The organism is Mycobacterium cookii, assembly GCF_010727945.1.
In the GTDB taxonomy this organism is placed as follows: Bacteria; Actinomycetota; Actinomycetes; order Mycobacteriales; family Mycobacteriaceae; genus Mycobacterium; species Mycobacterium cookii.
The window spans coordinates 3,225,379-3,246,808 of sequence record NZ_AP022569.1; the positions used below are offsets into that span (position 1 = coordinate 3,225,379).

At 68.4% G+C, this 21,430-nt stretch carries 13 protein-coding genes; 10 read left to right on the top strand and 3 right to left on the bottom strand.

Annotation, left to right across the window (positions count from 1 at the left end):
- Window positions 1–15: 15 nt before the first annotated feature.
- Entirely contained in the window at window positions 16–1,347 is a 1,332-nt protein-coding gene (locus tag G6N27_RS15205; protein ID WP_163777156.1) for a hypothetical protein, read from the bottom strand.
- Window positions 1,344–3,767, bottom strand: coding sequence for a PGRS repeat-containing protein (locus G6N27_RS15210; protein ID WP_163777158.1), 2,424 nt, complete (start codon window positions 3,765–3,767; stop codon window positions 1,344–1,346). The genes G6N27_RS15205 and G6N27_RS15210 overlap by 4 nt, the downstream gene beginning before the upstream one ends.
- Before the next feature lie 430 nt (window positions 3,768–4,197).
- Here G6N27_RS15210 and G6N27_RS15215 point away from each other — a divergent pair, with 430 nt between their 5' ends.
- From G6N27_RS15215 to G6N27_RS15240, 6 genes are read left to right on the top strand one after another with little or no spacing between them, the layout of a single operon-like run.
- Window positions 4,198–4,680 carry a GreA/GreB family elongation factor gene (locus tag G6N27_RS15215; protein ID WP_163777160.1) on the top strand — a complete coding sequence of 161 codons (483 nt, stop codon included), beginning with the start codon at window positions 4,198–4,200 and terminating at the stop codon, window positions 4,678–4,680.
- Between the two features lie 21 nt (window positions 4,681–4,701).
- Window positions 4,702–5,112 carry a GtrA family protein gene (locus G6N27_RS15220; protein WP_163777162.1) on the top strand — a complete coding sequence of 137 codons (411 nt, stop codon included), beginning with the start codon at window positions 4,702–4,704 and terminating at the stop codon, window positions 5,110–5,112.
- A 32-nt stretch (window positions 5,113–5,144) separates the two neighbouring features.
- The gene (locus tag G6N27_RS15225; protein ID WP_163777164.1) at window positions 5,145–6,542 is read left to right on the top strand and encodes an FAD-binding oxidoreductase; all 1,398 of its coding nucleotides are present in this window, start codon (window positions 5,145–5,147) and stop codon (window positions 6,540–6,542) included.
- Window positions 6,543–7,325 carry a decaprenylphospho-beta-D-erythro-pentofuranosid-2-ulose 2-reductase gene (locus G6N27_RS15230; RefSeq protein WP_163777166.1) on the top strand — a complete coding sequence of 261 codons (783 nt, stop codon included), beginning with the start codon at window positions 6,543–6,545 and terminating at the stop codon, window positions 7,323–7,325.
- Window positions 7,326–9,212, top strand: coding sequence for a galactan 5-O-arabinofuranosyltransferase (locus G6N27_RS15235; RefSeq protein ID WP_163777168.1), 1,887 nt, complete (start codon window positions 7,326–7,328; stop codon window positions 9,210–9,212).
- Window positions 9,212–12,478 (top strand): arabinosyltransferase domain-containing protein, encoded by a 3,267-nt coding sequence (locus tag G6N27_RS15240; protein ID WP_163777171.1) that lies wholly within the window; start codon window positions 9,212–9,214, stop codon window positions 12,476–12,478. The genes G6N27_RS15235 and G6N27_RS15240 overlap by 1 nt, the downstream gene beginning before the upstream one ends.
- Here G6N27_RS15240 and G6N27_RS15245 read toward each other — a convergent pair.
- Window positions 12,475–13,881, bottom strand: coding sequence for an MFS transporter (locus G6N27_RS15245; protein WP_163777173.1), 1,407 nt, complete (start codon window positions 13,879–13,881; stop codon window positions 12,475–12,477). The genes G6N27_RS15240 and G6N27_RS15245 overlap by 4 nt on opposite strands.
- Window positions 13,882–14,102: 221 nt before the next feature.
- Here G6N27_RS15245 and G6N27_RS15250 point away from each other — a divergent pair, with 221 nt between their 5' ends.
- The 4 genes from G6N27_RS15250 to G6N27_RS25525 all read left to right on the top strand — a co-directional run bounded on the left by G6N27_RS15250 (window position 14,103) and on the right by G6N27_RS25525 (window position 21,339).
- Window positions 14,103–17,384, top strand: a complete 3,282-nt coding sequence (locus G6N27_RS15250; protein WP_163777175.1) for an arabinosyltransferase domain-containing protein — start codon at window positions 14,103–14,105, stop codon at window positions 17,382–17,384.
- Window positions 17,381–20,578 carry an arabinosyltransferase EmbB gene (gene embB / locus G6N27_RS15255; protein ID WP_232064597.1) on the top strand — a complete coding sequence of 1,066 codons (3,198 nt, stop codon included), beginning with the start codon at window positions 17,381–17,383 and terminating at the stop codon, window positions 20,576–20,578. Before G6N27_RS15250 ends, embB begins: the two co-directional genes overlap by 4 nt.
- 169 nt (window positions 20,579–20,747) lie before the next feature.
- Window positions 20,748–20,978 carry a microaggregate-binding protein 1 gene (mbp1, locus tag G6N27_RS15260; RefSeq protein WP_163777177.1) on the top strand — a complete coding sequence of 77 codons (231 nt, stop codon included), beginning with the start codon at window positions 20,748–20,750 and terminating at the stop codon, window positions 20,976–20,978.
- Between the two features lie 235 nt (window positions 20,979–21,213).
- Entirely contained in the window at window positions 21,214–21,339 is a 126-nt protein-coding gene (locus G6N27_RS25525) for a hypothetical protein (protein ID WP_264072888.1), read from the top strand.
- Window positions 21,340–21,430 lie beyond the last annotated feature (91 nt).

The window sequence follows — 21,430 nt, forward strand, 5'->3', positions numbered from 1 at the left end:
CTCGATTTGCGGGCTTTAGCCGGGTGTACCAGCCGCCCCGTTAGCGCCCGTCGTGCCCACACCGGGCAGACCTGGGCCACCGTTACCGCCGGCAGTGAGGCCGCCGGCGCCACCGACTCCACCGTCGCCGCCCTTGCCGGAAAGGTCGCCGAGGTTCTGGCCCAGGCCGCCTGCTCCGCCATGACCGCCGGTAGCAGTTGCGCCGTCGCCGCCTGCCCCACCGGCGCCGCCGGTGCCGGTAGTACCCGCAGTGATGGTCTGCGTACCGGTGCCGATGACATGGCCGAAGCCACCTGCGCCACCGGCGCCGCCGTCAGCAACTCCGCCGTTACCGCCGTCGCCGCCAGCCCCACCGACTGCGTTGCCGAAGACGTGAGCATTGCCGATGGCCTGCACCCAGGCCTGACCGGCGTTGCCGGTGGCACTGGTGAGCGAGTTGCTGCCACCGTCGCCGGCGCCAGCTCCCGTGCCGCTGTCACCGCCTGCTCCACCGATGGCAGTACCGGTAGCGGTGGGCGTGTCGCCGGGTGCGGTTGGGTCCTCGGCAACGATGGCGGCCTCGCCACCGTTACCGCCCGTCGTGCCGGCCGCGAGGGCGTCGCCGCCAGCACCGCCGGTGGCGCTACCCGAGGCGATGCCGGTTGTCGCGCCCTGGTCGCCGAAGCCGCCGTCGATTTCACCGTTGGCGCCGTGCCCGCCCACGGCGCCCGCGCCGGTGGCCGAACCACCTGCACCACCAACGCCGGTGCCGCTAGCGCTGCTGTTGGGACCGATGGCTTCGACGTAGCCGTTGCCGCCCGCCCCGCCGACGCCGCCGCTGGTGCCCGCGCCGCCGACGCCGCCGGTGGCGGCGGTGGTGGCGCCGGTGACAGTGCCACTGTGAGCGCTGCCATCGCCGGCGAAGATCTGGCCGGAGCCACCGGCTCCACCTTCGCCGCCCGCGGTACCGCCCGCCCCGCCGGCCCCGCCGGTCGCGGTGCCGGTGGCCGAGGTGCCCGTACCCGACGCATCGATGTAGCCGTAGCCGCCGTTGCCGCCCTGCCCGGTCGCGCTGCCGGCGGCGACGCCGCCCGCCCCACCAGCCCCGCCCACGGCGGTCGCGTTAGTGACGGCACCGCCATTGGATGCGTCGATGGTGGCGTAGTTGCCATTGCCGCCGACGGCGCTGCTGCCAGTGCCTCCCGCCCCACCGGCACCACCGGTCGCGGTGCTGCCACTGATGGTGGAGCCGCCACTGGAGTCCAGAGTGGCCACTCCGCCGGTGCCACCAGCCGCGCCGGCCGCACTGTCGGTGCCGGCACCGCCGGCGCCGCCCGCGCCGCCGGTTGCGTCGCTGTTGGTGATCAAAGTGGCCGGACCGAAGTCGGCCCCTGTACCGGCAGAACTGTTCCCGCCAGCCCCACCTGCGCCACCATCGTGGCCGGCACCGCCCGCGCCGCCAGCCCCACCGGCACCGCCGGCACCGCCGGTGGCGGTGTTGTCGGTGCCCGCCCACAGGTGCGAGTTGCCGCCGTCGCCGCCGACCCCGCCTTCAGCACCACCGGTGCCGCCATTTCCGCCGACCCCGCCGGCACCGCCGATGGCGCTGCCGCCGGAAACCTGGTTGGCCGATAACACATAGCCGTAACCCCCGTTGCCGCCATTTCCGGCGTCCGTGCCGGTGCCGCTGGCGCCGCCGACGCCGCCGATGGCGGTGCTGCCGGTGGTGACGGAACCGTATTCGCCGAAGACGCCGCCGGTACCACCGTGGCCGCCGGTCGCGCCATCGAAGCCGGCGCCCCCGTTGCCGCCGGTCCCGCTTCCGCCAGTGGCAGTGCCACCGCTGAAGGCACCGCCGTCTCCGGCGTTGACCTCGCCGGTGCCACCGGCCCGCCGGTGCCACCGGTGCTGCCTGCACCGCCGATTCCGCCGTGAGCGACGCCGCTGGCGACGGCCGCGTGGCCGTACCCACTGGTTGCCACGACGTAGGCGTTGCCACCGTCGCCGCCCGTGCTGCCGGTGCCGGTGCCGGTGCCGCCAACACCGCCGACCGCGGTGCCGCTGGCCGAACCGCTGGCGGTGCCGTAGCCGAGCGCGGTGCCGTTGTATCCGCCCCAGATGTTGCCGTTACCGCCGTCGCCGCCCTGGCCGCCAGTGATGCCCGCGCCGCCGGCACCGCCTGTCGCCGTCCCGGTAGCGGTGCTTGTCGCGCCGTAGGCCTCGACGATGGCGTGTCCGCCGTCACCGCCAGTGCCACCATCCGCGCCGCCGGCGCCGCCGACCCCGCCGGTCGCAGTGGCGTTCGTGACTGCGCCGGTACCGGTGGCGGAGATGCTGGCATAGCCGCCCGTTCCGCCATCGCCACCTGCTTTGGCGGTGTCACCGACCCCGCCGGCACCGCCAGCACCGCCGGTCGCCGTGTTGGTGCCATTCAGGACACCGCCGGTGCTGCTGGAAATCTCGGCGTAGCCGCCGCCACCACCACCACCGCCGCCGTGCCCGGCCGCGGTCGCGGTGCCCGTACCGCCCGCACCGCCTTCGCCGCCGGCACCTCCAGTGGCACCGGTGCCACTCGCGGCACCGTCACCGCCGGCACCGCCGCTACCGCCATTGCCGTCTAGTCCATGAGCGCCCGCGACTCCGAAGATGCCGGCCTTGCCCGCGTCACCGGCATCGCCACCAGTGCCACCCGTGCCACCGGTGCCGCCGTTGCCGAGGTCGCCAGTGCCGACCGCGCCGTTGCCGCCGACTCCACCCTCGCCGCCGACCCCGCCGTTACCGGCGGCGCCGCCCGCGCCGAAGAATCCACCGGTGCCACCGTTGCCGCCGGTACCGCCGTCGCCGCCGTTAAGCGCTCCGGCGGGGTTGCCAGCCATGCCCGCCGTGCCGGTCAGGCCGGTTCCGCCGTCCCCGCCCGCGCCGCCATGCGCAAAGAATGCGTATGTTCCGGCGTCGCCGCCGTTGCCACCTACACCGGCGGCGTGCATTGCGGTAGCCGCACCACCATCACCGCCGTCACCACCGTTGCCGTAATAGAGCCCGCCGCTGCCGCCGTCGCCGCCGCTGCCGCCGTCGAACCCGGTCCCGCCTTCGCCGCCGTTACCGAAGTAGAACGCACTACCGCCGTCCCCGCCGTTCATTGCTGCGCCGGTCGGGTCAGTTGCGTCGGTGTAGCTGAAGCCGTCGCCGCCGTTACCGAAGAACAGCCCGCCGTCTTGTCCATCGGGGCTGAGCGCGGTCCCTTCGGCGCCGTTGCAGATCAGGCCGCAGGAGTCAGCGGCGGAAAATGCGGCGGGGTTGGCCTGCTCAGCCCACGCGTTGAGCGAGGTGTCGAACTGCTGGCCGAACGCGCTGTTGATCCAGGATTGCTCAAGGCCCTGCAGGAAAGTGTTCGAGGAAGAATCAGCCACCGACGCCGCCGAGCCGGCGTCGGACAGCGCAGTGCTGCTCGCGGACACGGCATCAAAGCTGCTGGGGTTGGCGAAATCGGCGAGCAAGGTCTCCCATCCGGCGGGCGTGCTGAGGTCCCCCAGCAGGCCGGTCAACACTGCAGGGTCCAGGAATTCCGCCGGGTTGACTGCCGTCAACGCCGAGTTGGTGGCCGAGCCGATCGCCAAATCGAAGATGTCGTCGAACACGTCGGCCTTGGCCGAGGGCGCGCCCACTAGCGGGCTCAGCCCGAACGCGAGGAACGCTCCGGCGCTTCCGCCCACGCCGGCGACACGCGCACGACGGCGCGCCTTGGCCGTTGCTGATTGACGATTTCCTTTGCTGTGTTTTCCAGCCATGAAGAAGCCTCCGCTTCTGATTCCCGCCCGAATTCCCGCCCGAAGTGTCTGAGTGCCGTTCTCAGTTGTGCTTAAGGTATCTCTTAAGCTCGGCCGCGTGGGGGAAATCACAAGTTAATCGAAACTTATTTTGGAAGTCGTTGACGCAAGGAGTCAGCAGCTAACCCATCGATATCTGATCACTGCAAACAGGCTGGAACGGAACATGTTTCGCGTGCGGGACGGCAAACTATCGCACGGACGCTCCGATCTGAAATATGCCAACAGGTGGCGATCGACCCGTTTATATTAGACACATGTATATCTCAGATAACTCAACATGTGTGTATTTAGAAAGCGCGTTCCTTGAGGGCTCGTCGATGTACGTTCATGCGCCGCGCTGCGGAGGAATATATTGGCGGCAGCTGCCACTAGGACAGGTTGATCCGAATTGAGTAAAAACGTCGAGCCCTCGGGGCTCACCGGTGAGGCACGCGAGCGCGTCGCTGCCGAGCTGGCCCGTTTACAAGAACGACGGGATCGGCTGGAAGCCGAGGTGCGGAACGACCGCGGTGCCGTCAGCGATCACGCCGACGCCGCCGACGCGATCCAGCGCGCCGACGAACTGGTCGGCCTCGACGAGCGGGTGGCCGAGCTCGACCGGCTGCTGCACGCCGGACCGGCGCCGTCCAACGGCGACGAGCTGCCGTTCGGCACTGAGGTGAAGCTTCGGTTCTCCGACGGCGACGTGGTCACGATGCAGGTGATCTCGGTGATCGAAGAGGCCTCCCTCGACGGGGAGTCCGAGGCGTTGACCGCGAGCAGCCCGCTGGGCCTCGCCCTGGTCGGCCGGAAGGCCGGCGACAAGGTCAAATACAGCACGCCGCAGGGCGAACAGCAGGTCGAGTTGCTGGACGTGAAGTACCCGTCTTAAGCGCCCGTAGACTTTTCGCCGATGGCTGAGATCGCGGCGAATACCCAGCTGCCCCTCAAGACGCAGGCGTGGCGGTTCATCGTCACCGGCGGACTGTCGGCGGTCGTCGACTTCGGGCTGTACGTGTTGCTGCTGCGGGCCGGGCTACAGGTCAACGTCGCCAAATCGCTCAGCTTCATCGCGGGCACGACGACCGCCTATTTGATCAACCGGCGGTGGACGTTTCGGGCACCTCCCAGCAAGGCCCGGTTCATCGCGGTCTGTGTGCTGTACGCCCTGACCTACTGCGTGCAGGTTGGCATCAACTACGTCTTCTACCTCCAGTTCGCCAACGAGCCCTGGCGGATACCGGCCGCATTCGTCATCGCCCAGGGCACCGCGACGGTGATCAACTTCGTCGTTCAGCGCTCGGTGATCTTCCGGCTGCGCTGACCGGCCGTTGTAGACAGGTACCCTTTTTGACGATGTTGAGCAGTGACATTCCGACCACCAAAACCCCGCTGACGGGTTTCGGCCGGACCGCACCGTCGGTGGCGGACGTGTTGTCCACACCCGACCCCGAGGTGATCGCCAAGGCGGTCGCCCAGGTTGCCGACGGCGGCGCGGGGCAGTCGAAGAGCCGGGGCGTGATCGCCCGCGGGCTGGGCCGCTCCTACGGCGACAACGCCCAAAACGGCGGCGGTCTGGTGATCGACATGACGCCGCTGCACAACATCCACTCGATCGACTCGGCCACCCGACTGGCCGACGTGGACGCCGGGGTGAGCCTAGATCAGCTGATGAAGGCCGCGCTGCCGTTCGGCCTGTGGGTGCCGGTGCTGCCGGGCACCCGGCAGGTCACCGTCGGTGGCGCGATCGCCTGCGACATCCACGGCAAGAACCACCACAGCGCGGGCAGCTTCGGCAATCACGTCGTCTCGATGGAACTGTTGACCGCCGACGGGCAGATCCGCCACCTCACCCCCGAAGGTGACGAGGCCGATTTGTTCTGGGCCACCGTCGGCGGCAACGGCCTGACCGGCATCGTGCTGCGGGCCACCATCGCGATGACGCCGACCGAGACGGCGTACTTCATCGCCGACGGCGTCGCGACCAAAGACCTCGACGAGACCGTCGCCGTCCACCTCGACGGCAGCGAGGACAAGTACACCTATTCCAGCGCCTGGTTCGACCTGATCAGTCCGCCGCCGAAACTCGGCCGGGCGTCGATCAGCCGGGGCAGCCTGGCCACGCTCGATCAGCTGCCGCCGAAGCTGGCCAAGAACCCGCTGAAATTCGATGCGCCGCAACTACTTACGGTGCCCAACGTCTTCCCGATCAGCGCGATGAACAAGCTGTCGTTCATGGCGATCGGCGAGGTCTACTACCGCCTGGGCGGGACGTACACCGGCAAGATCCAGAATCTGTCGCAGTTCTACCACATGCTCGACCTGGTCAGCGGGTGGAACAATGCTTACGGACCAGCAGGTTTCGCGCAGCATCAGTTCCTGGTGCCGCCGAATGCCATGGAAGAGTTCAAGGCCATCATCCGGTGGATCCAGACTCAGGGCCATTACTCGGCGCTGAACGTGTTCAAGCTTTTCGGTCCGGGCAACCGGGCACCGCTGAGTTTCCCGATGGCCGGCTGGAATGTGGCGATGGATTTCCCCAACAAGCCCGGCATCAATGCGTTCCTGAACGAACTCGACGCCCGGGTGATGGAATTCGGCGGCCGGGTGTACACGGCGAAAGACTCCCGGGTGAGCGCCGACAACTTCCACGCCATGTACCCGCGGATCGACGAGTGGATTGCGTTGCGCCGCAAAGTCGATCCCACTGGGGTCTTCGTCTCGGACATGGCCCGACGTTTGGAGCTGCTGTAAATGGTGCTTGACGCCGTTGGAAATCCCCAGACCATCCTGCTGCTGGGCGGCACCTCTGAGATCGGGCTGGCGATCTGCGAGCGCTACCTGCAGAACGCGCACGCGCGGATTCTACTGGCCGACTTGCCCAACCATCCCGGCAAGGACAAGGCCGTCGCGCAGTTGAAGGCGGCCGGTGCCAAGTCCGTCGAGTGGATCGACTTCGACGGCGTCGACACCGACAGCCACCCGAAAGTCATCGATGCGGCTTTCGCCGGCGGCGATGTCGATGTGGCGATTGTCGCGTTCGGCCTGCTCGGCAACGCCGAGGAGCTGTGGCATGACCAGCGCAAGGCCGTCCAGATTGCCCAGATCAACTACACCGCAGCGGTTTCCGTCGGCGTCCTGCTGGGTGAGAAGATGGGCGCGCAGGGCTTCGGACAGATCATCGCGATGAGTTCGGCGGCCGGTGAGCGGGTCCGCCGGTCCAACTTCGTCTACGGGTCGACCAAAGCCGGTCTGGACGGCTTCTACCTTGGGCTCGGAGAGGCGTTGCGGCCCAGCGGTGTTCGCGTTCTGGTCATCCGGCCGGGTCAGGTGCGGACGACCACGACGATCGAGCACTGGAAGTCCACCGGCGCCAAGGAAGCACCTTTCACCGTCGACAAGGAGTACATCGCCGACCTGGCGGTCACCTCGGCGGCCAAGGGCAAGGAACTCGTCTGGGCGCCAGGAGCTTTCCGCTACGTGATGATGGTGCTGCGGCACATCCCGCGGCCGATCTTCCGCAGACTGCCCATTTAGATGCGCAACGCACTGGCCACCGTCGGCCACATGGTGGTCGCGGCCGCGATCGCTGCGGTGGTGTCGGTGATCTCGCTCGTCGCGATCGCGGGCGTGCAGTGGCCGGCCTTCCCGTCGTCGAATCAACTGCACGCACTGACCACGGTCGGCCAGGTCGGCTGCATCGTCGGTTTGCTGGTCGCCGGTTGGACCTGGCGACGTGGTCGGCGTTGGGCGGCAAGGCTGTTGGCGCTGGCGTTCGTCTCCGCGTTCTCCGTGGTGACGCTCGGCATGCCGCTGGGCGCCACCAAGCTCTACCTGTTCGGCATCTCGGTCGATCAGCAGTTTCGCACCGAATACCTGACCCGTCTGACCGACAGCGCGGCGCTGCACGACATGACCTACCTCGGCCTGCCGCCGTTCTATCCGCCCGGCTGGTTCTGGCTCGGCGGCCGCGTCGCGGCGCTGACCCATACGACGGGCTGGGAGATCTGCAAGCCGTGGTCGATCACCTCGATCACGATCGCGGTCGCGGTGGCGCTGGTGTTGTGGTGGCGGATGATCCGCTTCGAGTACGCGGTGCTGGTCACCATCGCGACGGCCGCCGTGTCGCTGGCCTACAGCTCGCCGGAGCCCTACTCCGCGATGATCACCGTGTTGCTGCCGCCGGCGCTGATCCTGACGTGGTCGGGTCTGCGCAGCGGCATCCGGTCCGGCGGCTGGGCGGCGGTGGTCGGCGCCGGGATCTTCCTGGGCGTCGCGGCGACCTTCTACACGCTGCTGTTCCTCTACAGCGCGTTCGCCGTGACGCTGATGGCCGCGGGGCTGCTGGCCTCCCGCCGGCGAGACGGCGTCAGGGCGGCGCTCGATCCGCTGGTCCGGCTGGCGGTGCTCGCTGTGATCGCGGCCGCGATCGGCGCGATCACCTGGCTGCCGTTCGTGCTGCGGGCGATGCGCGACCCGGTCAGCAACACCGGCAGCGCCTCCCACTACCTACCCGCCGACGGCGCCGAGTTGACCTTCCCGATGCTGCAGTTCACCCTGCTCGGCGCGCTGTGCATGCTCGGCACGGTGTGGCTGGTCATCCGGGCCCGCTCGTCGGTGCGAGCCGCCGGCCTGGCGATGGGTGTGCTGGCTGTCTACCTGTGGTCGCTGCTGTCGATGCTGGCGACACTGGCCCGCACCACGCTGCTGTCCTTCCGGCTGCAGCCGACGCTCACCGTGCTGCTGGCCACTGCCGGCGTCTTCGGCTTCGTCGAGCTGACGCTTGCCGTGAAAGCCCGTGGCCGCGAGCAAGCCTGGGGTCGTGCCGTGCTGCCGGTCGCGGCGTCGATCGGGCTGGCCGGGGCGATCGCGTTCAGCCAGGACATCCCCGACGTGCTGCGGCCCGACCTCACCATCGCCTACACCGACACCGACGGCCACGGCCAACGCGGCGATCGCCGTCCGCCGAGCTCGGAGAAGTTCTACAGCGAGATCGACACCGCGATCACCCGGGCGACCGGTAAACCGCGCGACGAGACCGTGGTGCTGACGGCCGACTACAGCTTCCTGTCCTACTACCCGTACTACGGCTTCCAGGGCTTGACGTCGCACTACGCCAACCCCCTCGCGCAGTTCGACAACCGGGCGGCGGCGATCAAGAGCTGGTCGAAGCTCAAGACCCCCGACACGTTCGTCCACGCCCTCGACACGCTGCCGTGGGCGCCGCCGACCGTGTTCCTGATGCGGCACGGCGGCTCGGCCGGCGAGTCCAGCACCTACACGCTGCGGCTAGCCGAAGACGTCTATCCCAACCAGCCCAATGTGCGCCGCTACACGGTCGAACTGAACGCCTCGATGTTCGCCGACCCGCGGTTCACCGTGACCAAGATCGGCCCCTTCGTGCTGGCCGTCCGTAAACCCTGATGGCCACCGAGGCGACCCGCCGGGAGCAATTAGCATCAAGCTTCGTGAACACGACCGGCGACGATGGCGCGAAGTACCGGACCGCCCGCCTCGTCGCCGTGGTCGCCGGTCTGCTCGGCGCCCTGCTGGCGCTCGCGACGCCGCTGCTTCCGGTCAAACAGACCACCGCTCAGCTGAACTGGCCGCAGAACGGCGTGTTCAGCAGCGTCGAAGCCCCACTGATCGGCTACGTAGCCACCGACCTCAACATCAGCGTTCCGTGCCAGGCCGCCGCCGGTCTGACCGGAAACGGCAAGACGGTGTTGCTCTCGACAGTGCCCAAGCAGGCGCCGAAGGCGGTGGACCGCGGCCTGCTGATGGAGCGGATCAACGATGACCTGGTGCTGATCGTGCGCAATGTGCCGGTCGTCGTCGCGCCACTGAGCCAGGTGCTCAGCGGCGCCTGCCAGAAAGTGGTGTTCACCGCGCACGCCGACCGGGTCACCGGAGAATTCGTCGGTCTCACCCAGGGACCCAATGCCGAACATCCCGGCTCACCGCTGCGGGGCGAAAAGAGCGGCTACGACTTTCGCCCGCAGATCGTCGGGGTGTTCACCGATCTGAGCGGACCGGCCCCGCCCGGTCTAACGTTCTCCGCGACCGTCGATACCCGCTACAGCAGCTCGCCGACCACGCTGAAGATGGCCGCGATGCTGCTCGGGGTGGCGTCGACCATCGCCGCACTGATCGCGCTGCACGTTCTGGACACCTCCGACGGCACCCGGCACCGACGCTTCCTGCCGTCGCGCTGGTGGTCGGTCACCGGGCTGGACGGCCTGGTCACGCTGGTGCTGGTGTGGTGGCACTTCGTCGGCGCCAACACCGCCGACGACGGCTACATCCTGACCATGGCGCGGGTCTCCGAGCATGCCGGCTACATGGCCAACTACTACCGCTGGCTGGGCACCCCGGAGGCGCCGTTCGGCTGGTACTACGACCTGCTGGCGCTGTGGGCCCACGTCACGACCGCCAGCATCTGGATGCGGCTGCCCACCCTGATCATGGCGCTGGCCTGCTGGTGGGTGACGAGCCGGGAAGTCATTCCGCGGCTGGGGCATGCGGTCAAGACCAGCAGAGCGGCGGCGTGGACGGCGGCGGGCATGTTCCTGGCGGTGTGGCTGCCGCTTGACAACGGGCTGCGGCCGGAGCCGATCATCGCGGTGGGCATCCTGCTGACCTGGTGTTCGGTGGAGCGCGCGGTGGCGACCAGTCGGTTGCTGCCGGTCGCGGTCGCCTGCATCATCGGGGCGCTGACACTGTTCTCCGGGCCCACCGGTATCGCCTCGATTGGCGCGCTGCTGGTGGCGATCGGCCCGTTGCGCACCATCGTGCACCGCCGCTCACGACAGTTCGGCGTGCTGCCGTTGCTGGCGCCCATCCTGGCCGCGGTCACCGTGACCGGCATCCTGATCTTCCGCGACCAGACCCTGGCCGGTGAGTTGCAGGCGACCGCGCTCAAGCGCGCGCTGGGCCCTAGCCTGAGTTGGTTCGACGAACACTTGCGCTACGAGCGGTTGTTCATGGCCAGCCCCGACGGCTCGGTCGCGCGCCGGTTCGCTTTATTGGCGCTGCTGGTCGCGCTGGCGGTGTCGGTCGCCATGTCGCTGCGCAAGGGCCGGATTCCGGGCACCGCGGCCGGGCCGAGCCGTCGCATCGTCGGCATCACGATCATCTCGTTCATCGCGATGATGTTCACCCCCACCAAGTGGACGCACCACTTCGGTGTGTTCGCCGGGCTGGCCGGCTCGCTGGGGGCGCTGGCCGCGGTCGCGGTGACCTCAGCTGCCATGCGCTCGCGCCGCAACCGGACCATGTTCGCAGCGGTGGTGCTGTTCATGGTGGCGTTGTCGCTGGCCAGCGTCAACGGTTGGTGGTACGTGTCGAACTTCGGCGTGCCCTGGTCAAATGCGTTCCCGCAGTGGCATTTCGGCTTCACCACCGTCGCCCTGGGTTTGACGGTGCTGGTGCTGTTGCTGGCCGCCTGGTTCCACTTCGTCAACAACGGCGACGACGCCGGGCCGCCCAGTCAGTCCCGGTTCGCCCGAATCATCAGCTCGCCGTTGGGAATTGCCGCCTGGGCGCTGGTCTTCTTCGAGGTCCTGTCGCTGACACTGGGCATGACGGAACAGTATCCGGCGTGGTCGGTCGGCCGGTCCAACCTGCAAGCGCTGACCGGTCGGACCTGCGGACTGGCCAATGACGTGCTGGTCGAGCAGGATCCCAACGCCGGAATGCTGCAGCCGGTCAGCGTGCCGGTCAAGGACGCTCTGGACGCCGGCTACGAGGAAGGGTTCGACCCCAACGGGATTCCCGCCAATGTCTCGGCGGACCCGGTGATGGAGCGGCCGGGTGACCGCAGCTTCGCCTACGACGACGGCCTGACCACCGGCAGCGAAGCCGGCACCGAGGGCGGCACGACGCCCGCGCCGGGCATCAACGGCTCACGGGCGCGGCTGCCCTACAACCTGGACCCGGCACGCACGCCGGTGTTGGGGAGCTGGCGTTCGGGGCCACAGGTCCCGTCACAGCTGCGCTCTGCCTGGTACCGGCTGCCCGACCATGCTGCCCGCGATCAGGCCGGTCCGCTGCTGGTGCTGTCGGCGGCGGGCCGCTTCAACCCCGGCGAAGTGCAGGTGCAGTGGGCCACCGATGAGCAGGCGGCGGCCAACAAGCCCGGCGGCGCAACGGGATTCGCCGACGTCGGGGCATCGCCCGCGTGGCGCAACCTACGCGCGCCGCTGGCCGCGGTGCCCCGTGACGCCACCCAGATCCGGGTGGTCGTGACCGATGACGACCTGGCGCCGCAGCACTGGATCGCGGTGACGCCGCCGCGTATCCCGCGACTGGACACCCTGCAGGACGTGGTCGGCTCGACCCAGCCGGTATTTCTCGATTGGCTTGTCGGACTGGCATTTCCGTGCCAGCGGCCATTCGGGCATCTCAACGGCGTCGTCGAGGTGCCCAAATGGCGGATTCTGCCCGACCGGTTCGGCGCCGAGGCCAACTCGCCGGTGATGGACCACAACGGCGGCGGGCCGCTGGGGATCAGCGAGCTGCTGCTGCGCGCCAACACCGTCTCGAGCTATCTGAAGGACGACTGGTCCCGGGACTGGGGGGCGCTGCAGCAGCTGACGCCGTATTACCCCAACGAACAGCCCGCCCGGCTCGATCTTGGTTCGGCCACCCGCAGTGGTTTGTGGAGCCCCGCCCCGCTTCGGCGTAGCTAGTACGTCAGTTGCCGGCGACCGGCCCGGAACGCGGTGAAGCATGCGCTCAACGCCAGCACCGCGAAAACGGCGAACGCCACCCGGGCCGCCTCGACCCCGCCGCCGTCGACGATGTTCACCACCACACCGGCCAGGCCGGCGCCGAACGCGCCGAAAATCAGCTGCACCGAGTTGATCGCGGTCGCGGCCGCCCCGCCCTCGGCGGGATCGTCGACGTCACTCATCGCCCACGCCGACAGATGCGGCCAGGCGGCGCCGATACCGACGCCGACCGCCAGCAGCGCCAGCGCGCATCCGACGATGATCCACGCGGTCGCATCCTGCACGTGCGCCACCCCGGCCAGCGCCAACCCGAGCGCCATGACCACCGGAGCCGCGATCACCACGCCGACGATCGTCTTGTTCCTGTTCAGCGATCCACTGCCCAGGCCGCTGATCGTCCAGCCCATCGACAGCGCGGCGCCCAACAGCCCGGCCATGATCGGCCCCAGGTGTGCCAGCCGCTGACCGAACAGCGGCACGTACAGGTCGACCTTGGTCGCCGCGACCAGCAGCCCCAGCGTCAGATAGACCCACTTCAGCGGGCCGACGCCGTAGACGCTGGCCGGCAGGACCGCCGTGGGCATCTTGCGATCGACGACCAGGAACACCCCGATCAGCAGCGCTCCGAGGGTCAGCAGGGCGGCCGTCGCCAGCGTGTTGTGCGGCAGCGATGCCACGCTGACCGCGAGAGCCGCGGCGCCCAGCAGGACCACCGACGGGACCGGGACCCGCGCGGCAGCGTGCTCGGTGTCCTCGTCGGCACCGTCCGCGGTCAGCGCGCCGGGGGCCAGAATCGCCATCCCGACACTGAGCATGGCCAGCAGGCCGAAAGCCCACCGCCAGGCGCCGAACTGTGCGAACAATCCGCCTAGCGCCGGGCCGAGCAGGGCGCCGACGCCCCACGTGGAGGCCACCATGGCCGACCCGCGGCTCCATAGATAGCGCGGCAGCACCGCGTTGATCACCGCGAAGCTCAGACCGCACAGCAACCCGCCGGCCAGGCCCTGCAGTAAGCGCCCGCCGAGCAGCACCTCCATGTTCGGTGCCGCAGCGCAGACCAGGCTGCCTACGCCCAACACGGCGAACCCCAATAGATAGGAGATAGCCGCGCCGACGCGGTGCAGCATCGTATTTACCGTCGCTGCAGCGACCACCGACCCGACGAGATAAAGAGTCGTCACCCACGAATAAATCCGCTCGCCGCCGATCTCGTTGATCGTGCTGGGCAGCATGCTGATCGTCAGGAACTCGTTGGTGGAATACAACACCACGCCCCCGGCGACCACTGCCGACGTCCGCAGATAGGGGGAACTCCACAACTCCCGCCAATGGCCGGTGGTGCGTGTTTTTTGCTCCGTCACGTTCACCACCGTTGGGCACTTAACCACGTTTTAACACGGGAGTCGAACCGCGATTAATGGTGCGTTACGCCTCGTCGGGCGGGGTGAAATGGTTTGTCCGGCGCACTGACCTGCACCGTCGCGGGCCGATTTCTGATGAATTCGATGTGAATCAAGCGCGGGTCGATTCTTACGGCGAGCGTCGCCAAAGCACTTAGTGACGTCGCATACGATCGTGCCTCGTGCCCCATGACGACAGTGCGCGATCGCCGTATCGGCTAGCGCGACTGATCGCCATCGTCGCGGGAATCCTCGGAGCGCTGCTCTGCGCCGTCGTCCCGTTGCTTCCGGTGAAGCAGACGACGGCGACGATCCTGTGGCCGCAGGGCGTCAACGCGGACGGGCACGTCTCCGACATCACCGCGGCGCTGGTGTCCGGGGCCCCGCGGGCGCTGGACATCACCATCCCGTGCAGTGCGATCGCGACGCTGCCCGCCGACGGCGGGCTGGTGGTCTCGACGCTGCCGGCCAACGGCTTCGAGACGGGCAAGGCCGGGCTGTTCGTCCGGGCCAACAAAGACACCGTCGTCGTCGCATTCCGCGACTCGGTCGCCGCCGTCGCGGCCCGCCCCGCCGTCGCCGACGGCAAGTGCAGCGCCCTGCACATCTGGGCCGACGCCGGGGTCGCCGCCGCGGACTTCGTCGGAATCCCCGGCGCCGCAGGCAGATTGGCGCCGGAGAAGAAGCCCGCCGTCGGCGGCATCTTCACCGAGCTGACCGTGCCCGCGCAGCCGGGCCTGTCGGCCCGCATCGACGTCGACACCCGGTTCATCGTCGCGCCCACACTCATCAAACGCGCGGTGATGGCGCTGGGCGGGCTGAGCGTGCTGGCCTCGATCGTCGCGCTGGCGGTGCTCGACCGGCGGTCGGGACGACGCACGCCGCGCAGTCTGAGGGCGTGGTTACGCGTGGGGACCGCGACCTGGCTGGCTGACGCCGGCGTCGTCTCGACGCTGTTGCTGTGGCACGTCATCGGCGCGACCTCGTCGGACGACGGCTACAACCTCACGATGGCCCGGGTGTCCGGACAGGCCGGATACGTGGCCAACTACTACCGGTATTTCGGGACCACCGAGGCGCCGTTCGACTGGTATCAGTCGGTGCTGGCCCAGTTGGCGTCGGTGAGCACGGCAGGCGTGTGGATGCGGCTGCCCGCGACGCTGGCCGGCATAGGGTGCTGGCTGATCATCAGCCGCTACATGCTGCGACGGCTCGGCCCCGGACGGGGCGGCCTGGGCAGCAACCGGGTCGCGGTGTGGACGGCGGGCGCGGTATTCCTGGCCGCCTGGTTGCCGTTCAACAACGGCCTGCGCCCCGAGCCGCTGATCGCGTTGGGCGTGATCGTGACCTGGGTGCTGGTCGAGACCTCGATCGCCACCCGCAGGCTGGTCCCCGCGGCGCTGGCGATCATCGTGGCGACGCTGACCGCGACGCTGGCGCCCCAGGGACTGATCGCGGTGGCCGCGCTGCTCACCGGCGCCCGGGCCATCGCGCAGATCATCGCGCGGCGCCGCGCCACCGACGGATTGCTGGCTCCGCTGGCGGTGCTGGCCGCGGCGCTGTCGGCGATCCTGCTGGTGGTGTTCCGCTCGCAGACGCTGGCCACCGTCGCCGAGTCGGCGCGGATCAAGTACAAGGTCGGCCCGACGATCGCCTGGTACCAGGAGTTCCTGCGCTACTACTTCCTCACCGTCGAGAGCAACGCCGAAGGGTCGATGACGCGGCGGTTCGCCGTGCTGATCCTGCTGCTGTGCCTGTTCGGCGTGCTGGTGGTGCTGCTGCGACGCGGCCGGGTGCCGGGGCTGGCCAGCGGCCCGGCCTGGCGGTTGATCGGCACGGCCGCGATCGGGCTGCTGCTACTGCATTTCACGCCCACCAAGTGGGCGATCCAGTTCGGCGCCTTCGCCGGGTTGGCGGGCGCGCTCGGCGCGGTCACCGCGTTCGTCTGCGCGCGGGTCGGCCTGCACAATCGCCGCAACCTGACGCTCTACATCACCGCGCTGCTGTTCATGCTGGCGTGGGCGACATCGGGCATCAACGGCTGGTTCTACGTCAACAACTACGGCGTCCCGTGGTTCGACATCCAGCCGGTCATCGCCAGCCACCCGGTGACGTCGATGTTCCTGGCGTTGTCGATCGCGACCGGTCTGCTGGCCGCCTGGCAGCACTTCCGGATGGACTACGCCGGGCACACCGAGGTCAAGGACAGCCGACGAAATCGCGTGCTGGCGTCGACGCCGCTGCTGGTGGTCGCGGCGATCATGGTGTTCGGCGAGGTCGCGTCGCTGGGCAAGGGCGCCGTGCTGCGCTACCCGATGTACACCACCGGCAAGGCGAACTTCGCTGCACTGGCCTCCGGCCTATCGCCGACCAGCTGCGCGATGGCCGACGACGTGCTGGCCGAACCCGACCCCAATGCCGGCCTGCTGCAACCGGTTCCGGGCCAGAACTTCGGCCCGGCCGGCCCGCTCGGCGGCGCCAACCCGGTCGGCTTCACACCGAAGGGCGTCGGCGAAAACCTGCAGTCCGACCCCGTGGTGACCAAGCCGGGCGTGGTGAACTCCGATGCGTCGCCCAACAAGCCGAACGCGTCGATCACCGACTCCGCGGGCACCGCCGGCGGCAAAGGCCCGGTCGGAGTCAACGGTTCGGATGCCGCGCTGCCGTTCGGCCTCGACCCGGCCCGCACCCCGGTGATCGGCAGCTACGGCGAAAACTCCCAAGCCGCCACCGCCACCTCGGCGTGGTATCAGCTGCCGCCGAGGACTGCCGACCGGCCGCTCGTGGTGGTCGCCGCCGCAGGTGCCATCTGGTCGTACAAAGAGGACGGCGACTTCATGTACGGCCAGTCGCTGCGGCTGCAGTGGGGTATCGCCAAACCCGACGGCAGCGTCGCGGCGCTCGGGCTGATGTTCCCGATCGACATCGGACCACAGCCCGCCTGGCGCAATCTGCGCTTCCCGCTGAGCTGGGCACCGCCGGAGGCCAACGTGGCCCGCATCGTCGCCTACGACCCCAACCTGAGCGAAGACCAGTGGTTTGCCTTCACCCCGCCGCGGGTGCCGGTGACCAAGACCCTGCAGCAGCTCCTCGGGTCGCAGCAGCCGGTCCTGATGGACATCGCGACCGCCGCCAATTTCCCTTGCCAGCGGCCGTTTTCCGAGCACCTCGGCGTCGCGGAGCTGCCCGACTACCGCATCCAGCCCGACCACAAGCAGACCTCGGCGTCGTCGAACCTGTGGCAGGCGTCGAAGTCCGGCGGGCCGTTCCTGTTCACCCAGGCACTGCAGTGGACGTCCACCATCCCGACCTACCTGAACGGCGACTGGTACCGGGACTGGGGACAGGTGGAGCAGTACCACCGCTGGTTCTCGCGGGACGTCGCGCCTGACGCGCAGATCCAACAAGGCGTCACCACCGTGTACGGCTGGAGCCGTCAAGGACCGATTCGAGCGCTGCCGTGAGCACACCCACCGAGGATGGCAACGTGAAGGTGACCCGCTGGGTCGCCACTATCGCCGGGCTGATCGGCTTCTTCCTGTCGGTCGCCACCCCCCTGCTGCCCGTCGTGCAGACCACCGCACAGCTGAACTGGCCGCAGCAGGGCCAACTCAAAAGCGTCACCGCGCCGCTGATTTCGCTGACCCCAGTCGACTTGCACGCCACGGTGCCGTGCCAGGTGGTGCGCGGCGTGCCGCCGACGGGTGGGATCGTGCTGGGCACCGCGCCCAAGCAGGGTAAGGACGCCAACCTCAACGCGCTGTTCGTCGTGGTCGGCAAGCAACGCGTCGACGTCACCGACCGCAACGTGGTGATCTTGTCGGTGCCCCGCGATCAGGTGGAATCCGGACAGTGCGAACGCATCGACATCACGTCCACGTCGGCCGGAACGTATGCCACCTTCGTCGGGCTCAAAGATCCGTCCGGCAAACCGTTACGCAGCGGCTACCCCGACCCCAACCTGCGCCCGCAGATCGTCGGGGTGTTCACCGATCTGACCGGACCGGCACCGCCGGGCCTGCAGCTGTCGGCCACCATCGACACCCGATTCTCCACCACGCCAACATTTTTGAAACTCTTTGCCATTGTCGGCGCGATCATCGCGACGATCGTCGCGCTGGTCGCTCTGTGGCGGTTGGACCAGTTGGACGGACACCGCATGCGCCGGCTCATCCCGGCGAACTGGCGCACCTTCACCCTCGCCGACGCGACGGTGACGTTCGGGTTCGTGCTCTGGTGGGTGATCGGGGCCAACTCGTCCGACGACGGCTACATCCTGGGTATGGCCCGGGTCGCCGACCGCGCCGGTTACATGTCGAACTACTTCCGCTGGTTCGGCAGCCCGGAAGACCCGTTCGGCTGGTACTACAACCTGCTGGCGCTGATGACGCACGTCAGCGACCAGAGCCTGTGGATTCGGTTGCCGGACTTGGTCGCCGGGCTGGTGTGCTGGTTGCTGCTGTCCCGCGAAGTGCTGCCCCGACTGGGTCCCGCGGTGACCCGCAGCAAGGCCGCCAACTGGGCGGCGGGGCTGGTGCTTCTCACCGCGTGGATGCCGTTCGACAACGGCCTGCGGCCCGAGCCCATCATCGCGGTCGGTTCGTTGATCACCTACGTGTTGATCGAGCGGTCGATGCGCTACAGCCGGATGACTCCGGCGGCGCTGGCGGTGATCACCGCCGCGTTCACGCTCGGCGTGCAGCCCACCGGTTTGATCGCGGTGGGCGCGTTGGTGGCCGGTGGTCGTCCGATCCTGCGGATCCTGGTGCGCCGGCACCGCGTGGTCGGCACCTGGCCGCTGGTGGCGCCGATGCTGGCCGCCGCCACGGTCATCCTGACGGTGGTGTTCGCCGACCAGACTCTGGCAACGGTGTTGGAAGCCACCAGGATTCGCACGGCGATCGGGCCCAGCCAGGCCTGGTACACCGAGAACCTGCGCTACTACTACCTGATCCTGCCCACCGTCGACGGCTCGCTGTCGCGGCGGTTCGGCTTCCTGATCACCGCCCTGTGTCTGTTTACCGCGATGTTCATCATGTTGCGACGCAAGCGAGTTCGCGGAGTCGCCCGCGGACCGGCGTGGCGGCTGATGGGTGTCATCTTCGGCACGATGTTCTTCCTGATGTTCACCCCGACCAAGTGGGTGCACCACTTCGGCCTGTTCGCGGCGGTGGGCGCGGCGATGGCGGCACTGACCACGGTGCTGGTGTCGCCGGCGGTGCTGCGCTGGTCGCGCAACCGGATGGCGTTCCTGGCCGCGGTGCTGTTCCTGCTGGCGCTGTGCTTCGCCACCACCAACGGCTGGTGGTACGTGTCCAGCTACGGCGTGCCGTTCAACGCGGCGATGCCAAAGATCGGCGGAATCAGCGTCAGCGCAGTCTTTTTCGCCTTGTTCGTGCTGACGGCGCTGTACGCGGTGTGGCTGCACTTCGCCTCCCGCGACCACGGCGAGGGACGCGTGGCCCGCGCGCTGACCGCGGCGCCGGTGCCCATCGCGGCCGGTTTCATGGCGCTGGTGTTTATCGCATCGATGGTGATCGGCATCGTGCGCCAATACCCCACCTTCTCCAACGGCTTGTCCAACGTTCAGGCGTTCAGCGGTGGCTGCGGTCTGGCCGACTATGTGCTGGTCGAACCGGACACCAATGCCGGCTTCATGCCCGCCCTGCCCGGCGACTACGGCAGTCTCGGCGCACTGGGCGGCGTCGACCCGGTCGGCTTCACCCCCAACGGGGTGCCGCCGCACACCGTCGCCGAAGCGATCGTGATGCACCCCAACCAGCCGGGCACCGACTACGACTGGGATGCGCCGACGAAGCTCAAGAAGCCCGGTGTCAACGGCTCGACGGTGCCCCTGCCGTACGGCCTTGACCCGCAACGGGTTCCGGTAGCCGGCAGTTACACCACCGGCGCACAGCAGCAGAGCAAGCTGACGTCGGCCTGGTACCAGCTGCCCCACGCCGACGACGGGCATCCGCTGGTCGTGGTGACCGCTGCGGGCAAGATCGCCGGCAACAGCGTGCTGCACCACCACACCGACGGCCAGACGGTCGTGCTGGAATACGGAACGGCCGGCCCGGGCGGTGCGGTGCTGCCGGCCGGCCGGCTGGTGCCCGACGATCTGTACGGCGAGCAGCCCAAGGCGTGGCGCAACCTGCGGTTCCCCCGGTCCAGGATCCCCGCCGACGCGGTCGCGGTCCGGGTCGTGGCCGAGGACCTGTCCCTGACCCCGGAGGACTGGATCGCGCTGACGCCGCCGCGGGTGCCCGAACTGCGCTCGGTGCAGGAGTATCTCGGGTCGACGCAACCGGTGCTGATGGACTGGGCGGTCGGGCTGGCGTTCCCGTGCCAGCAGCCGATGCTGCATTCCAACGGCGTCACCGACATCCCGAAGTTCCGCATCACGCCGGATTACACGGCGAAGAAGATGGACACCGACACCTGGGAGGACGGCGTCAACGGCGGGCTGCTGGGGATCACCGATCTGCTGCTGCGCGCACACGTGATGGCCACCTATCTGTCGCACGACTGGGCCCGTGATTGGGGTTCACTGCGTAAGTTCGACACACTGGTCGACGCGCCGCCGGCCCAGCTGGACCTCGGGACGGCGAATCATTTCGGCTGGTATTCGCCGGGCAAGATCCGCATCAAGCCGTAGCCCGTCGACGATGCAGGCCGCCCAGCGGCCTGAGGAGAAGACGGGCAATCAAGCCGTAGCCCGTCTTCCGCGCGGCGTGACGACGGTCACAGGTGATGCGCGCCCAATTACGTTCGGAACGGGGTGTCGCGGGGTAACAGACTGCTATCCCCAATCCGAAAGGAGCACCATGAGTCGCAGTGGACCTGAAGAAGCAATCTTGGGCGTCGTCGAGGACGTCAAGGGCAAGGCCAAGGAGATCATCGGCATCGTCACCAACCGTGATGGTCTGCGCGAGGAAGGCCGCGCTCAGCAGGACAAGGCGAAGGCTCAGCGCGACGTGGCCAAGAAAGAGGCCGAAGCCGAAGCTTCACGCGCCGCTGAGAAGGCTGCCGAAGCCCGCCAGAAGGCAGCTGAGTAATTAACGAGTTTTACTGGGCGGCAATGGCCTTCGTCATTGCCGCCCAGTTCGTACTGTGGCGTCAGCACGATCCGACGTCGGGCTGGGCGACGCAGCCGGCGGTGAGCACCGGTCCCTGACCGCGACTCCCGACGATCTGCATGGGCAGTTGCCGTAGCGCCGCCGACGCAGTCGTGGTTCGACGTCCGCGATGCCGGGTAGCCGAGGGTCATCCCATCGACCGAAGGAGAGCAGCGTGCGCGCTGAAGAAGGCGACGAATCCATCGACGAGCTGGCCGACGAGGCGGCGAAGACGAAGAAAGAACTTTCCGAATCCACCGAGGCCTGCGCGAAAGTCCAAAAAGGCTCCAAAGCCGAGTAACCCGGGCCGCGGCAGTGCCGTGCGTCACAACTGCACCCTAGGTGTAAGGGATCTCTCCTACTCAAACATCATCAGGAGGAGTTTCAGCGCG

What these genes read in the sequence shown, in the direction of transcription:
- G6N27_RS15210 (WP_163777158.1), bottom strand. Translation starts at nt 3,767, where the DNA reads ATGGCTGGAAAACACAGCAAAGGAAATCGTCAATCAGCAACGGCCAAG.
- G6N27_RS15220 (WP_163777162.1), top strand. Translation starts at nt 4,702, where the DNA reads ATGGCTGAGATCGCGGCGAATACCCAGCTGCCCCTCAAGACGCAGGCG.
- G6N27_RS15225 (WP_163777164.1), top strand. Translation starts at nt 5,145, where the DNA reads ATGTTGAGCAGTGACATTCCGACCACCAAAACCCCGCTGACGGGTTTC.
- G6N27_RS15230 (WP_163777166.1), top strand. Translation starts at nt 6,543, where the DNA reads ATGGTGCTTGACGCCGTTGGAAATCCCCAGACCATCCTGCTGCTGGGC.
- G6N27_RS15235 (WP_163777168.1), top strand. Translation starts at nt 7,326, where the DNA reads ATGCGCAACGCACTGGCCACCGTCGGCCACATGGTGGTCGCGGCCGCG.
- G6N27_RS15240 (WP_163777171.1), top strand. Translation starts at nt 9,212, where the DNA reads ATGGCCACCGAGGCGACCCGCCGGGAGCAATTAGCATCAAGCTTCGTG.
- mbp1 (WP_163777177.1), top strand. Translation starts at nt 20,748, where the DNA reads ATGAGTCGCAGTGGACCTGAAGAAGCAATCTTGGGCGTCGTCGAGGAC.